14 protein-coding genes are annotated in these 14,275 nt (G+C 50.1%); 6 read left to right on the top strand and 8 right to left on the bottom strand.

Annotated features, from left to right (window positions below):
- Positions 1–9: 9 nt before the first annotated feature.
- Positions 10–306, top strand: a complete 297-nt coding sequence (locus J0M34_08635; GenBank protein MBN8544314.1) for a YggT family protein — start codon at positions 10–12, stop codon at positions 304–306.
- Here the strand turns inward: J0M34_08635 and purU are convergent.
- Genes purU through J0M34_08615 form a run of 4 tightly spaced genes read right to left on the bottom strand, consistent with a single transcriptional unit; the run spans position 303 to position 6,248 of the window.
- Positions 303–1,139, bottom strand: coding sequence for a formyltetrahydrofolate deformylase (purU, locus tag J0M34_08630; GenBank protein ID MBN8544313.1), 837 nt, complete (start codon positions 1,137–1,139; stop codon positions 303–305). The two genes, J0M34_08635 and purU, sit on opposite strands and share 4 nt — an antisense overlap.
- The gene (locus J0M34_08625; protein ID MBN8544312.1) at positions 1,136–3,160 is read right to left on the bottom strand and encodes a PAS-domain containing protein; all 2,025 of its coding nucleotides are present in this window, start codon (positions 3,158–3,160) and stop codon (positions 1,136–1,138) included. Before J0M34_08625 ends, purU begins: the two co-directional genes overlap by 4 nt.
- Before the next feature lie 39 nt (positions 3,161–3,199).
- Complete coding sequence (locus J0M34_08620) at positions 3,200–4,513, bottom strand: adenosylhomocysteinase (GenBank protein ID MBN8544311.1); 1,314 nt, start codon at positions 4,511–4,513, stop codon at positions 3,200–3,202.
- A gap of 58 nt (positions 4,514–4,571) precedes the next feature.
- Positions 4,572–6,248: a long-chain fatty acid--CoA ligase gene (locus J0M34_08615; protein MBN8544310.1), complete on the bottom strand. Its 1,677-nt coding sequence runs from the start codon at positions 6,246–6,248 to the stop codon at positions 4,572–4,574.
- A gap of 80 nt (positions 6,249–6,328) precedes the next feature.
- Between J0M34_08615 and J0M34_08610 the strand changes: the two genes are divergently transcribed.
- Both J0M34_08610 and folD read left to right on the top strand, forming a co-directional pair.
- Positions 6,329–7,345: an NAD(P)/FAD-dependent oxidoreductase gene (locus tag J0M34_08610; GenBank protein MBN8544309.1), complete on the top strand. Its 1,017-nt coding sequence runs from the start codon at positions 6,329–6,331 to the stop codon at positions 7,343–7,345.
- On the top strand, positions 7,345–8,193 hold the full coding sequence (gene folD / locus J0M34_08605; GenBank protein MBN8544308.1) for a bifunctional methylenetetrahydrofolate dehydrogenase/methenyltetrahydrofolate cyclohydrolase FolD: 849 nt from the start codon (positions 7,345–7,347) through the stop codon (positions 8,191–8,193). The genes J0M34_08610 and folD overlap by 1 nt, the downstream gene beginning before the upstream one ends.
- A 17-nt stretch (positions 8,194–8,210) precedes the next feature.
- Here folD and J0M34_08600 read toward each other — a convergent pair whose 3' ends face one another.
- Positions 8,211–8,582, bottom strand: a complete 372-nt coding sequence (locus tag J0M34_08600) for a hypothetical protein (protein ID MBN8544307.1) — start codon at positions 8,580–8,582, stop codon at positions 8,211–8,213.
- 188 nt (positions 8,583–8,770) lie between these two features.
- Between J0M34_08600 and J0M34_08595 the strand changes: the two genes are divergently transcribed.
- Positions 8,771–9,523, top strand: coding sequence for a sulfite exporter TauE/SafE family protein (locus J0M34_08595; GenBank protein MBN8544306.1), 753 nt, complete (start codon positions 8,771–8,773; stop codon positions 9,521–9,523).
- A 63-nt stretch (positions 9,524–9,586) separates the two neighbouring features.
- On the opposite strand, the gene J0M34_08590 is transcribed toward J0M34_08595, so the two are convergent.
- Positions 9,587–10,561 carry a LysR family transcriptional regulator gene (locus J0M34_08590; protein ID MBN8544305.1) on the bottom strand — a complete coding sequence of 325 codons (975 nt, stop codon included), beginning with the start codon at positions 10,559–10,561 and terminating at the stop codon, positions 9,587–9,589.
- 110 nt (positions 10,562–10,671) lie between these two features.
- Between J0M34_08590 and J0M34_08585 the strand changes: the two genes are divergently transcribed.
- A complete protein-coding gene (locus J0M34_08585) occupies positions 10,672–11,241 on the top strand; it encodes a flavodoxin family protein (protein ID MBN8544304.1) in 570 nt (189 codons plus the stop codon).
- Between the two features lie 185 nt (positions 11,242–11,426).
- On the opposite strand, the gene J0M34_08580 is transcribed toward J0M34_08585, so the two are convergent.
- The gene (locus J0M34_08580) at positions 11,427–11,957 is read right to left on the bottom strand and encodes an OmpA family protein (protein MBN8544303.1); all 531 of its coding nucleotides are present in this window, start codon (positions 11,955–11,957) and stop codon (positions 11,427–11,429) included.
- 339 nt (positions 11,958–12,296) lie between these two features.
- On the opposite strand from J0M34_08580, the gene J0M34_08575 reads away from it, so the two are divergent.
- Entirely contained in the window at positions 12,297–13,268 is a 972-nt protein-coding gene (locus J0M34_08575) for a hypothetical protein (GenBank protein ID MBN8544302.1), read from the top strand.
- Here the strand turns inward: J0M34_08575 and mltG are convergent.
- Positions 13,265–14,248: an endolytic transglycosylase MltG gene (mltG, locus tag J0M34_08570; GenBank protein MBN8544301.1), complete on the bottom strand. Its 984-nt coding sequence runs from the start codon at positions 14,246–14,248 to the stop codon at positions 13,265–13,267. The two genes, J0M34_08575 and mltG, sit on opposite strands and share 4 nt — an antisense overlap.
- Positions 14,249–14,275 lie beyond the last annotated feature (27 nt).

Here is a 14,275-nt window from a genome sequence, read left to right as displayed (position 1 = left end):
GGCACCATGCTGAATCCATTCATTAACCTTATCGGTAATCTAATTTCACTGATCAACATCGCATTGATTGTGTGGATGGTGCTGAGTTTGCTCATGAATTTGGACATTATCAACCGCCATAATCAGTTGATTCAACGTCTATACTTCACGCTAGGAAAGCTGTTTGAACCGATGTTGCGTCCGATACGCAAGCTACTGGGACGCATCTTGCCTGATATTGGCGGGATTGATCTAAGCCCCATCATTCTCATCCTGCTACTGCACTTCTTCAACGACGCGCTCTATAGCTGGTTCTACACGATCTAGCGGAAAACCACCGTCTTATTGCCATTCAATAATACACGGCGTTCGATATGGTACTTGAGCGCACGCGATAAAACGAGTGACTCAATATCATGACCAATCGAAGCAAGCTCATCAGGCGATTTGCTGTGATCAACCCGCTCCACTTCCTGCTCGATAATCGGCCCTTCATCTAAATCGTCGGTCACGTAATGAGCGGTCGCACCAATCAGCTTCACCCCGCGCGCATAGGCTTGGTGGTAAGGCTTCGCACCCTTGAAGCTCGGTAGGAAGGAATGGTGGATATTAATCGCTTTGCCAAGCAGTTTGGCCGAAAGTTCGGGCGATAAAATCTGCATATAGCGCGCCAACACCACCACATCAATCTGCTCGCGCTGCACGAGATCCCAAATGGTTTTCTCTTGCTCTGACTTCGTCTGTGGTGTGACGGGTAAGTGGTGAAATGGTACGCCATGCCACTCAACCATACCACGCGCGGCCTCGTGGTTGGAAACCACGGCTGGAATTTCAATTGCCAGCCTGCCAGTGCGGTAGCGATGCAAGACGTCGTTCAAACAATGTAAATGCTGCGACACCATCAGCAGCACGCGCGGCTTGATATGCGTATCATGCAATTGCCACTCCATCGCAAACGGCATGGCAACTTTAGTCGCGAATTGCGCGCTGAGATCTGCATTTGCCGAAAAATGCACGCGCATAAAAAAGCGCTGTGTTGAGGGATCACCAAACTGCGTAGATTCGATAATGAATCCTTCATGCTCGGCGAGGAACCCCGTCACCGAAGCAACGATACCGCGCGTATCTGCGCAAGAAAGTGTCAAAATATATTCACTCATGCCACCTCTTTAGGCGCTTGCGCCAACGCTTGCAATACCTGCTGCGGGAACGTGCACACCACGCGCGTACCATCGCTTGGTGAGGACTCCAACGCAATGGAACCGCCATGCAATTGAACGAAGCGCTTCACAATCGACAGGCCCAGTCCCGTATTTCCACCTTGTGATGTTACACCACGGAAGAACGGGTCGAACACATTCGCTTGCTTGGAAGGCTCGATACCAATCCCGTCATCACGCACAGTAAGTTCAATGGTTCCATCATCCGTCTTATTCCAATCCACCCAAATATTGCCTTTGGACTTTGTGTATTTCACTGCGTTTGAAATCAGCTTGAATACGACCTGCTTCAAGCGCGTTTCATCCGCAAACATGATGTCCGCACCACGCGCATAATCCACATGCACCAACACTTCCTGTAGCTTCACACGCTCGCTTAGCAGTGCCATTACCCCATCCATCATCGTGTGGAGGTTAACCTGCGTTACATCCAGCTTCAGGTATCCCGCCTCAATCGTCGCAAGGTCAATGATATCACTGATGAGATGGCCAAGAGATTGTGCAGATTGGAAAATGCCACCCACATAATCTTTCTGCATCACGTTGAGCGCACCAACATATTCTTTGTCGAGCATCTCAGCAAAGCCTGAAATTGAGGTAAGTGGAGAGCGCAACTCATACGACATGTTGGCAAGGAATTCGGTTTTGAGCTTGTCGGCCGCTTCAAGTGCATCGGCTTTCTCACGCAAGCTTCGCTCCACCAAGCTTGAATCCGTCATATCGATGAAGGTAAGCAGCGTTGCACCATCAGGAAGCGGCACCACCGAGCAATCGACAATCGTGTTGTTGCTGCGCTCGAAGCGCATCGCAAAAAACTGCCGTTGCTGGAATCTGCCGACCAAGCCCATCTTAAATGTTTCCCATTGGTCGGTGATGAATAGCGGCTTGCACTGCTCCAGCACATCACGCACATGTGGCTCGTTTTCAGTGAACTCTTCGCTGAGGTTCCATAATTTCAAGAAGGTTGGGTTGCAGAGTTTCAAACGCCCATTCTCACCGAACACCACAACGCCTTCATGCAAGTTATCGAGTGTTTCGCGCTGCACAGCAATCAAGGTGTTGTAGGAGCGCTCCAACGCCAAACGGTCAGTCACATCTTCATAAACGAACAAGATGCCGCCAAGCGCATGCGGAATCGCAATGGCGCGCAGAATCTTTCCATCAGGCAGATAGAAAAACTCTTCTTGCGGTTCGATCAGCGCCGTGAATTGCTTAACTTGGTGTTGCTTGAACGCTTGGAAATTTGCCTGTTCAGGCAATTTGCGTTTTTCGCGCAAGGCTTCTAGCACCTCGCCATAGGTCGGCTCTGTATCTAGCCATGACTCATCAAGCTTCCACAGCGTTACGAATGCAAAGTTATAAAACTTGAGGCGCTGGTCCTTACCATAAACGGCCATGGCCGACGTCGAGCTCTCAAGCAAGTCGCGCTGCGCACTGATATGGCGCTGGATTTCTTCATGCGCCTGTTCAAGCTCGGTAATATCAACGGCAAAGCCAACAGTGAGTTGCTCACTTTTCATGGGCACTTCGCGAATGCTGAATAAGCGCCGCTCACCATTGACGATGATATGGCGACGGGCATGCTGCTCTTCCCCTGTCTCCCATGCCTTTTTGGCGAGCTGGCGGTGGCCTTTATAAAGCTCTAAATCGCTGACATCCGCATCATCATCCGAAACGGACTCTGCAATTTCCGAAAAAGCGAGATTGTAAAAAATAATATTCTGATCGGGGTCGCGTTGCCAAATGGCATTGAGCGTAATGTTGAACACATTCGCATAGCGGCGTACATCCAGCTTCAGAATATCGTTTTCAGCCTTGAGTTTGATAATGCCATTCGACTCTTCAGGCGAAACCAAGGCGGGAGCCTGCTGTGCAGATAAGCGGCGGCGAAACGTTCGCCATGCCAGCACATAGCCAAGCCCAAGCGCAACCACTATCAGTGCTAGTGCAATGAAAACCATGGGCTATTTATGGCACCAGCAAAGGCTGGAGGCAACCGCCTAGTAGCGATACCAGTCCTTTTTGAAGGGACCTGTTACCGGAACGCCAATATAATCGGCCTGTTCTTTGGAAAGAACCGTCAGCTTCGCACCGATTTTCTTAAGATGCAGGGCAGCCACTTTCTCGTCCAAATGCTTAGGCAATACGTAAACCTTATTTTCGTACTTCTTATGGTTCGTCCAAAGCTCGATTTGTGCCAAGACTTGGTTCGTGAAGGAAGATGACATCACGAAGCTTGGGTGGCCATTCGCACAACCAAGGTTCACCAAACGACCCTGCGCCAGCAGAATGATACGCTTACCATCTGGGAATTCTACTTCATCCACTTGTGGCTTCACTTCATGCCATTTCAGGTTACGCAGCGCCTCAACCTGAATCTCGGTATCAAAGTGACCGATGTTACATACGATTGCACGGTCTTTCATTTTGCGCATATGGTCGAGCATAATGATGTCTTTGTTACCCGTCGTGGTCACGAAGATATCGCCATCTTTTGCGAGGTTTTCCATCGTATCTACGGTGTACCCTTCCATCGCCGCTTGTAATGCGCAGATCGGATCGATTTCCGTTACCGCAACGCGTGCGCCTTGTGCACGCAACGCTGCAGCACAACCTTTACCCACGTCACCATAACCCGCAACGACTGCCAGCTTGCCCGCAATCATCACGTTGGTGGCTTGCTTGATACCATCTAGCAGCGACTCGCGGCAGCCATAGAGGTTATCGAATTTCGACTTCGTTACCGAGTCATTCACGTTGAATGCTGGCACTTTCAACTTACCTGCTTCCATCATCTCAAGCAAACGGTGCACGCCCGTGGTGGTCTCTTCCGAAACGCCACGTACGTCTTTCAGCAAGTCAGGATATTTCTCGTGCATGATTTTGGTGAGGTCACCGCCATCATCCAGAATCATGTTTGGCAGCCAACCATCTGGGCCTTTAATGGTCTGTTCAATGCACCATTCATATTCTTCTTCGGTCTCACCCTTCCACGCGAATACGGGAATGCCTGCCGCAGCAATGGCAGCAGCCGCTTGGTCTTGGGTCGAGTAAATATTGCAGCTTGACCAGCGCAGGGTTGCACCCAGTTCCGCAAGCGTTTCGATCAATACGGCGGTTTGAATCGTCATGTGCAAACAGCCAACGATACGCGCACCCTTAAGCGGTGCCTTGCCTTTGAATTCTTCGCGCAGTGCCATCAAACCTGGCATTTCTACTTGCGCCATTTCAATTTCCTTACGGCCCCATGCCGCTAAGCCGATATCGGCTACTTTATAATCACTAAAATTCTCTTTTTTCGCTGCATTAGCCATAGTGGTCTCCTGTAAGTTTGCGCCTGTTTAGGCGAAAAGGAGCGGCATGGCAACGGTTTTAACCGTGCTTCGCCTTCTCTTCGGCGATGAGTTCTTTCTTCAAAATCTTACCAATCATGCTTTTAGGCATGGTCTCACGGAACTCGATTTCATGCGGCACGGCATAGGCCGACATACGCTCTTTCATATAGGCTTTGAGTTCAGAAGCCTCAACCTTGCCAGCTTCTTTGCGCACGATATAGGCTTTAATCATTTGCCCGCGTGTGGGGTGGTCTAGACCTACCACCGCAGCCTCAGCGACATCTGGGTGTGCATAGAGAATCTCTTCGATATTGCGCGGGTACACATTGTAACCACCCACGATAATCATCTCTTTCAAACGATCGACGATGTAGAAATACCCCTCCTCGTCCATCTTTCCCAAATCACCCGTGTGCAACCTGCCATCACGCAATACGTTGGCAGTTTCATCAGGGCGATTCAGATATCCCGCCATCACTTGCGGACCAGAAATACAGACCTCGCCAATCTCACCTATTTTGAGTGGTGTCGTCTTATCGTCTTTGTCGATAATCTCCATAATGGTGCCAGGGAATGGCAAACCAATCGATCCCGATTTTCCTTTACCAACGAGCGGCGTGCAGCATGTCACGGGTGAAGCCTCGGTAAGCCCATACCCTTCTGCGACGACACAGCCTGTAATTTTCTCGAACTGTTCTTTGACCTCAACAGGCAATGGGCCACCGCCAGAAATACACATTTTTACTGACGATAGGTCATACTTATCGACCTTTTTATAATTCGCCACCGTTGCATAGAGCGTTGATACCCCAGGCATCAGTGTCACTTTCTTGTTCTGGATATCCTCAAGCACACGCTTCAATTCAAAACGCGGGTGGATGATAATCTGGAAGCCATTTGCAATTGCTAGGTTCATCGACACCGTCATCGCGAACACATGGAAGAATGGCAAAATCGCTAGCATGCGCTCTTTACCCTCCTCTAGCCCCTGCATCCAACGCGTACATTGCTGCGCGTTGATATAGAGGTTGCTATGCGTCAGCACCGCACCTTTTGGCACGCCCGTTGTGCCGCCGGTATATTGCAATACGGCGATATGCGTATCGGGGTCAAAATGTGGGGACACCACCAAATTGGGCGAGTCGAGTAATTCGTTGAAAGCCGTGTGCATGCCGTCTTTTGGGCAAGCCATCATTTCTTTCTGCTTGGCCGCCGTAAAGAGCGTGCGCATGGTAAAGCCCATTGCCTCTTGGAACTGCGACACGACAATTTTCTTGAGGCTGGTCTTACCAATAAACGGTAATAATTTTGCATGGGTGAGTTTCAGATTCACGGTGAACATCACCTCAACCTGCGCATCATGGATTTGATGTTCAATCTCACGCTCGGAATAAAGCGGGTTGAAATTCACGACCGTGCCACCCACTTTCAAAATCGCGTAATAAGCCATCACGAATTGGGGGCAGTTGGGCATAAAAATACCCACACGCGTACCCTTCACCACACCAATACGCTGCAAACCACGCGCTACGCGGTCCACCATTTCTTTGAGTTTGGCGTAAGTGTAGGTTTTACCAAAGAATTCAAGGGCGATATTGTAGGGATACTTGGCCGCCGCCTCATCTAGTAGGAAATAAAGAGGCTTACCGTGAAATTCCTCATGCCAGTTAATGTCTTTGGGGTAATGATTCAGCCACGGATAATCGGTCACAATGCACCTTTTTCTTGCGCGTTTCAGGCTTAAGCCTTATCAGGCAGTATTCATGAATTGCGAGCAAAAATCAAATGGCTAACATGCAAAGCAACATAACCACGGATGTCACCATTATCGGCGCAGGCCCAGTGGGGCTTTTCGCCATTTTCGAACTTGGCATGCTCAAGATAAAAGCGCACGTAGTCGACGCACTACCAAGCGTTGGCGGCCAGTGCACTGCCCTTTACCCTGAAAAGCCAATTTATGACATTCCAGGCTTCCCTGCGATTGATGCGCAAGAGCTGATTAACAACCTTGAGAAGCAAGCAGCCCCCTTCCACCCAACCTACCATTTGGGTCAGCAAGTCACGGGCTGCAAAAAACTCGATAACGGTAACTGGCAAATCACCACCAGCACAGGAACGGTGATTGAATCCAAGGCGGTGATTATCGCAGCAGGTTGCGGCGCATTCGGCCCCAACCGCCCACCCATGCAAGGACTTGAGACTTATGAAGGCACCAGTGTGCATTACATGGTCGCTAAAAAGGACGCCTTCGCTGGCCAGACGCTGGTGATTGCGGGTGGTGGCGACAGCGCAGTCGATTGGGCAAACTCGCTCGCACCGATTGCTAAAAAAGTTTACGTCGTGCACCGTCGTGACAAGTTCCGCGCCATGCCCGAGTCCGTTGCGCAAATGAAGGCGCTTGAGGAAGCGGGCAAGATTGAAATGGTCATCCCCTATCAGCTCGACGCACTCGAAGGTGACGGAAAGAAATTAAGCGGCGTCGTTGTTTCCACCATGGAAGGTGAAAAGAAAACCTTGCCCGCCGACCATCTTTTGGCGTTTTTCGGCCTCAGCATGGATTTAGGCCCCATCGCGAATTGGGGGCTGAACCTGCACAAAAACCATATTACCACATCACCAACGACTGCGGAAACAAACGAAAAAGGCTTGTTCGCCATTGGCGATATCGCCACCTACGAAAACAAATTAAAGCTCATCCTCTGCGGCTTCTCGGAAGCAGCATTTGCTGCGCACAGCATTTATAAAATTGTGCACCCGGATGTTGAGTTGCACTTCGAATATTCCACCAGCAAAGGTGTAAAGGTCGCGTAATGGTCGCAGCAATTATTGATGGCAAAGCCCGCGCCGCAGCCCTTCGCAAAGAAGTCGCGGAAGGCGTTGCTGCACTGAAAGCTTCGCGCAACATTACACCAGGTTTAGCAGTGATTTTGGTAGGCGACGATCCCGCCAGCCAAGTCTATGTGCGCAATAAAAACAATGCCTGCAAAGAAGTAGGCATGAATAGTTTCGAGAAGGTTCTGCCTTCCGCTACATCGCAGGACGAACTGCTTGCAGAAGTAAATAAACTAAACGCTGACCCAAACGTGCATGGCATTCTAGTGCAGCTTCCCCTGCCCAAGCATATCGATGCTAACACGGTCATTAATGCCATCGACCCTAAGAAGGACGTCGACGGGTTTCACGTTGTGAATGCTGGCAAACTAGCTGTTGGCCAAGAGGGTTTAGTTCCCTGCACACCTTTGGGATGCCTAATACTTCTCAAAGAGCAATTTGGCAAAAGTCTAGCTGGTCAGCACGCCGTCATTATTGGCCGCAGCAATATCGTGGGCAAGCCTATGGCGCAGCTTTTGCTGCAGCAATCTTGCACGGTTACCATCTGCCATTCTAAAACCGTTGACCTTATGCTTGAAACCAAACGAGCCGACATAATTGTTGCGGCGATTGGACAACCAAATTTTCTAAAAGGCACCATGATTAAGCCTGGCGCAGTCGTAATCGACGTGGGTATTAATCGTAGAGCGGATGGTAAACTGGTGGGCGATGTGGATTTTGCTGCAGCTTCTCAGGTCGCCTCGGCCATCACTCCCGTCCCAGGCGGCGTAGGCCCGATGACCATTGCCTGCTTGCTGAAAAACACGCTGCAAGCCGCGAGTGCTTAGCCAGCCTCTCACTGCGTTCACGCTTTTTTTCTCGCACCCGCCTCTGCAAAAATATGATGAGTGGAGACAATATCAACCGCAGGATTAATCGCGCGACTCGAGAATAAGTGACTCGTATTATAGCACATACCTAAATGTTGCACGATTGCTTCGTCTTTTGGAATCGCGTCTTCAGCAAATTGTGGGATCGCCGTCATCTTAGGCGTCACACCCAAACCAAGATTTTTGAACTCATGCGGAGCATAAAGTAATTTTGAAAGCCCGTTGGCCCCCCGTGTGACAATCGTATCAATTCCATGTGTTTGCGTTAGAGTTTTGGCGATGGATGCCACTTTATCTGGCCCCTGAACTAGTTGCGTAATGGTTGCTGCATAGGGTTCCTCACCCATATCAAGCGATTGAAAAGCCTCACTAGCTGCATCAATATTGAGTAATTGAATGCTACCTTCTTCAAGAATATAGCACCAGCAATTTGTGCGGAAGCTTTATCAATTTCTTCGTTGGACAGCATCTACCACTCGACTGTAAGTAATGAGTTAGACTTTAACAAATGACTATGACGATTTTGTGACGAGAAATGGAAATTAACCTACTGACAATCCTCATTCTTTTCTTCACTGGCCTGTGGGCGGGGGCGGTGAACTCGGTCGCGGGTGGCGGCACCTTCTTTTCCTTTCCGATTTTGTTGCTACTGGGCATGCCACCGATACTCGCCAATACTACGAACAAATTCGCACTTTGGTTTGCATCCATCGCAGGTGTCACAGGCTTTTGGAAAGAAATCAAAGAACAAAAGGAACGCTTGGCGTTCTACTTCATCTGCGGATTGATCGGCTCGCTCATTGGCTCACTCGTGCTGCTCGCAACTCCGGCCGAAACATTCGAAGCGATGATTCCATGGCTCATGTTAGCAGCAACCTGTTTGTTCGCATTTGGTAAACGCGTCGTGAAAAAACTGCGTGGCGCACATGCCATCCCCAAACCTGCCACCGCCATCGGCCAAACGCTAATTGGGTTTTATGGCGGATTTTTTGCTGCAGGCATGGGCATGCTGATGATGGCACTTTACGAATTATCAGGCATTAAATCCGTCAATCATATGAACGGACTGAAGACCTTCGTAGGCCTTGGCATCAACGGTATTTCAGCCCTTACTTTCCTTGTCATCGGCTCGATTGATTGGCACGTAGCAATTGTGTTGATGACGGGCGCATTACTCGGCGGCTATGGCGGCGCGATACTCTCGAAAAAAGTGCCCGACCATATCTTACGCGGCGTGATTATTTTTTACGGTGTCGTGATGACAGTCTATTTTTTCTATCACTACTAAAAACCGACGCTTCGACGTACATTGAGGACGAAAGCCCTAGCGGCGCTTGAGCGAGCCTAAGACTTAGCCGTTACTCGCTTTAAGCCACTGTCCACTCACAATCGAACACGCTTCGGTTGACCCGCCCACTTCCCAACATGGCGTGCCGTTAAAGCGCTCGGCGATGAAATCCACGAACAAGCGCACCTTGGCCGACATGTAGCGGTTGTGCGGGAATAACGCGTAGATATTGCGCTCGGGCTGCGGTTCAAAATCGGTCATCAACTGAATGAGTTTCCCCTGCTTCACATCATAACCAATGATGAAGCTTGGCACGCACACAATGCCCAGACCCGACAACGCCGCTTCGCGGAACATCTGTCCGTTATTCGAGCGCATCGCCACCGTAATTGGCGCAATATAAGCTTTGCCGCTCGCATCCTTAAAACGCCATTCTTTCGGGCGATCCGAGTAGCTATATTCAATCACGCGGTGATTCACCAACTCGTCAGGATGTTTTGGCGTACCGTATTTGGCAATATATTCAGGCGATGCCGCCATCACCATTTGGCAACGCGCAAGCTTGCGCGCAATGAGTGACGAGTCGGTGAGTGATGCGATACGAATCGCCACATCGATGCCTTCATCAAGAATATTGGCGAATCGATTGGTGAATTCCGCCTCAAGCGTAATATCGGGATAGAGTTTCGAGAACTCTGCCAGCGCCGAAGCTAAGTGATAATGCCCAAACGATTCTGGCGCAGTGATTTTCAGAACACCGCTTGGGTTCTGGTTGAGATTCTGCACGCTGCGTTCCGCTTCGGAAACGGCTTCCACCACATGACGCGCTTGCTGATAAAAATGTTCACCCTCATCAGTCAGTCGCACGCTGCGGGTGGTACGATTCAGCAGACGCACCTTTAATGTGTCCTCGAGTGACTGGACTTGTTTACTAACGGCAGACTTAGTCATGCCCATCGCTTTTGCAGCTTTGGAAAAACTTTGCAGCTCGACAACTTTAACGAAAGTAGGGATGTAAATAAGGACAGTGCTTTGCATATTAGCCTCATTGTGTGGGATATGGAAACAGTCTAATGCGTTTATTCGCATTTGCAACAAGAATTATTCGAGTAAATTAGTGGGGAATACATCAACACAAGGAGAGCCCCATGACCACCATCGCTATCGTTTACCATTCTGGCTACGGCCACACAGAAGTAATCGCTAAAGCCGTTGCTGAGGGCGTTACTCGTGGTGGCGGCACAGCAAAACTACTCAAAATTGAGAAAGCTGATCAGGATTTCGCACCTATCTTTGACGCGATCAAAGCTGCCGACGGCGTGATCATGGGCGCACCAACCTATATGGGTGGCCTATCTGCACCTTTCAAAGCCTTCATTGATGCTTCCAGCAAGCCATGGTTCAAGCAAGAATGGAAAGACAAACTGGCGGGTGGTTTTACCAACTCGGGCAACCTGAGTGGCGATAAATCCATTTCACTGATTCAGCTCTTCTCACTCGCCATGCAGCACAGCATGATCTGGGTTGGCCCTGGCGTATTACGTGACCCTGCATTCCCAGTAGGCGACCCTGCACAAGTGAATCGCTTGGGTTCGTTTGCGGGTGTCATGGCACAATCCGATCAAGCCGCACCCGACGTTACACCACCAGAAGGCGACAAAGAGTTTGGTCGCGTATTGGGTGAGCGCGTGGCAATGTTTGCAGCGAAGTTAAAGTAGGTCTCCCTATTCATCAGCATAGTAGACCAGATACGCGAAGTCCGAAATTCGAGTAGCACCGCGTAGTGGTTCTACGTGAGCAACACAGCATGAGGCGACAAAGTAGATGGTCAGCTAGGCTGGTGAAACAAAAAAAGGGGCGCCTCATTGGGCGCCCCTTCATTCATACGCTATCGAAGAAAGATCTAGAGGATCTCAACTTCAACGCGGCGATCACGCCACAGGCATGCTTTCAGTTCCGCACCGCGGATACCTTGGCACTGCGAGAGCGACGAGGTCGCGCCGAGGCCACGGATTTCCGAGCCAGGAGCAACGTTCACGCCTTTGCTTACGAGGTAAGAACCAACAGCATTTGCACGACGCTGTGAGAGGTTTACGTTGTAAGAAGCGTTACCGATTTTATCAGCGTAACCAACGATTTTCACGTTGTTGGTGCCGTTTGAAGCGAGGGTGCTCGCGAGAACATCCAATTTCGCTTTCGCAGCTGGGGTCAATACCGCGCTGTCGAAGTCGAAGTAAACGGTACGCAGTTCGAGTGATGCGTCAGCGCAACCGCTGAGGCCGTCCCACTTGGTCTGTACGCAGTTACCGTTGGTGCTAACCCAGTTTTTGCCGTGGTTGCTTTTTACGACGTCTTTCATGCCTGCAGTTGCCGAAGCAGCAACGAGCAGCGCACCAGCAACGGCCAGAATGGTCGAAGTTTTGAGCGTGTTCATGATACAATTTCCTTTTATTAGTTGAATGCCACATCTACATCTTCAATAGAAATACTTGCGGAAATCTATGCCGATGCATCGGGGCTGTTTTTGCCCCAAATGCACGCCAAGCGCAACGGTAGAAAGCTCTAACCCCATGGATTGTGATGAAGATTCCTCACCTGTGGTATTTTTGCATCATTGCTGGGCGCAAGAGCCTTATATGTTTAAATACAGCAGGTTAACTTAATTCATCGGCAAAAATATTTATGTGTCTATGAGTGGTTTTAACGAATAGTTAAGGTTGGGTAGGGTATATTAAGCCATACACACAACCCATTCTTGTTTAGTAGTTAAGGCATGTCACACGCAACAACCACACCGCCAAATGGCATAAATCCGACCACGATTGATGCGCATGTTGCAGGAACATCCGACGCGCGCCGAGGTTTTGACTGGAGTAGGATATTTGAATTATTCCAAGCTTTCTTTGAAAGACTCGCGGGCAGAAGTGATGACGACAGAACCCCCGACCGAGATCGAGATGCAGCCCCTCCCACTACACAGCCAGATGGTACACCCACACCCGTAGCAACCATTACAGGTCTACCACTGACCACTCCTGAGAATGTGAGCTTCACTAATCTAGACGCAGATCAGGAAGCCGCTGCACGCGACATGCTCATAAGACTTGCGGACAGAGAATTAAGTGAGGACGACAAAACTTTTATCAGAACAACGTTAGCAGCACACCCAGAGCTAGCCAACATACAAGTAGACCTCAACCACAGCATGCTTAATTGGCCCGCGATGTCCATTGATCAGTTTATTGAGCGTTCTATCCCTATGAGAGGTAAAATCGTTGCGGACCGCGAAGATCGTGATTGGATTCGTGCGTCATTAGATGAAGCACGCAGAACACCCTCTGAGAGCCCTACACCTGTTACGGATGTTACTCTCGTGGCGGATAGACCAAATCCTTTGGAAACTTACTTTGCATCATTAGAAAACCGTATCGTAGATGGTGAAACTGTCCGTTTCAGGGCTATGTTAGAGGCTGCGAATGCGGTTTCAGACACTCCATATACTGAGGCTCAACTTGATACAGCAGAGCGTAATATCACTGCAGCATTCGATCGAGATGAGAACGGCTTAATAAGTACAACGGAACTTGCACAGATGAGAAGCTCCATCGCAGAGCAGCCTGGAATCGATAATGTTGGGCAACCTGGAATCGATACTACTGGAGAGTTGTTGGGCCACTTCTCTGCTCCGACATTCAATATCGCAGCCGCGCGCGAGCAAAATGCAAGCCTTGGCGTAAGCGTCTAATCCACCAACTCTTTTAGCTTCGCCTTATACTTCGCGACATTGGCGTTATGCTCACGCAGATTGCGCGCGAAATAATGCCCGCCATCGCCTTTCGCCACGAAATAATATTCATCCGAGTGCGGCGGGTTCAGCGCCGCTTGAATCGAATCCAGCCCTGGGCTGCAAATCGGCGTGGGCGGAAGGCCCGTACGCGTATAGGTGTTCCAAGGGTGGTCGCGCTGCAAATCACCTTTGAAAAGCTGCCTACCCATTTCGCGGCCTAATTGCTGCTCAATACCATACACCACCGTCGGGTCGGTTTGTAGCATCATGCCGTCACGCAAGCGGTTCACAAAAACTGCAGCCACTCTACCCCGCTCTTCAGGAACACCTGTTTCTTCTTCAATGATAGAAGCAAGAATGAGCGCCTCCTCTTTCGTTGCGAAGGGCAGATCCTCGGCGCGTTTTTTCCACGCGTCATTCAGCGCGTCACGCATCCGTTTTTGTAAGCGCTCAATCACATCCGTACGTGATTCACCGCGCTGGAATAATTCGGTTTCAGGGAAGATGCTCCCCTCACTTACATGGGCTGGAAAATCACCTGACAGAAGCGGCTCGGCCATGAACGCTTCACGAATCTGCCGCAAATTCCACCCTTCAGGAATCGTGACTTTGTGCACGACCACTTCACCACGTGAAATTTTTTGCAGCACGTCACGCGCCGACAGGCCAGACGTAAACTGATACTCACCCGCCTTGAGGCTCGTCGCATCGTGACCCAGCATCATCGGCAGTGCGATAAGCCATGGCGCAGGAATAACCCCCGCCTCATGAAGCTGTCTGATAATCGCCCGCGCCCCTGTGCCAGACGCGATCACCACCGTTTTCTCTGCTTCAATGTAATCGCGCGCGGCATGATATTGCTGGTAACTGAACGCCACAAAGCCAAGCGCGATGAGCGCCAACACCACTATTCCACCAATAAGCCATTTGAGTTTCATGCACTCAATCTAGAGCAATCCCAAGCC

The organism is Alphaproteobacteria bacterium (genome assembly GCA_017302575.1).
In the GTDB taxonomy this organism is placed as follows: Bacteria; Pseudomonadota; Alphaproteobacteria; order Rickettsiales; family UBA3002; genus JAFLDD01.
The sequence above is the reverse complement of the archived record's forward strand: the minus strand, read 5'-3'. Positions and strand labels throughout refer to the sequence as shown.

Coding starts and splice junctions, on each gene's coding strand:
- J0M34_08575 (MBN8544302.1), top strand. CDS start 12,297: ATGTCACACGCAACAACCACACCGCCAAATGGCATAAATCCGACCACG.
- mltG (MBN8544301.1), bottom strand. CDS start 14,248: ATGAAACTCAAATGGCTTATTGGTGGAATAGTGGTGTTGGCGCTCATC.
- purU (MBN8544313.1), bottom strand. CDS start 1,139: ATGAGTGAATATATTTTGACACTTTCTTGCGCAGATACGCGCGGTATC.
- J0M34_08600 (MBN8544307.1), bottom strand. CDS start 8,582: ATGGGTGAGGAACCCTATGCAGCAACCATTACGCAACTAGTTCAGGGG.
- folD (MBN8544308.1), top strand. CDS start 7,345: ATGGTCGCAGCAATTATTGATGGCAAAGCCCGCGCCGCAGCCCTTCGC.
- J0M34_08620 (MBN8544311.1), bottom strand. CDS start 4,513: ATGGCTAATGCAGCGAAAAAAGAGAATTTTAGTGATTATAAAGTAGCC.
- J0M34_08585 (MBN8544304.1), top strand. CDS start 10,672: ATGACCACCATCGCTATCGTTTACCATTCTGGCTACGGCCACACAGAA.
- J0M34_08625 (MBN8544312.1), bottom strand. CDS start 3,160: ATGGTTTTCATTGCACTAGCACTGATAGTGGTTGCGCTTGGGCTTGGC.
- J0M34_08590 (MBN8544305.1), bottom strand. CDS start 10,561: ATGCAAAGCACTGTCCTTATTTACATCCCTACTTTCGTTAAAGTTGTC.
- J0M34_08595 (MBN8544306.1), top strand. CDS start 8,771: ATGGAAATTAACCTACTGACAATCCTCATTCTTTTCTTCACTGGCCTG.
- J0M34_08580 (MBN8544303.1), bottom strand. CDS start 11,957: ATGAACACGCTCAAAACTTCGACCATTCTGGCCGTTGCTGGTGCGCTG.
- J0M34_08610 (MBN8544309.1), top strand. CDS start 6,329: ATGCAAAGCAACATAACCACGGATGTCACCATTATCGGCGCAGGCCCA.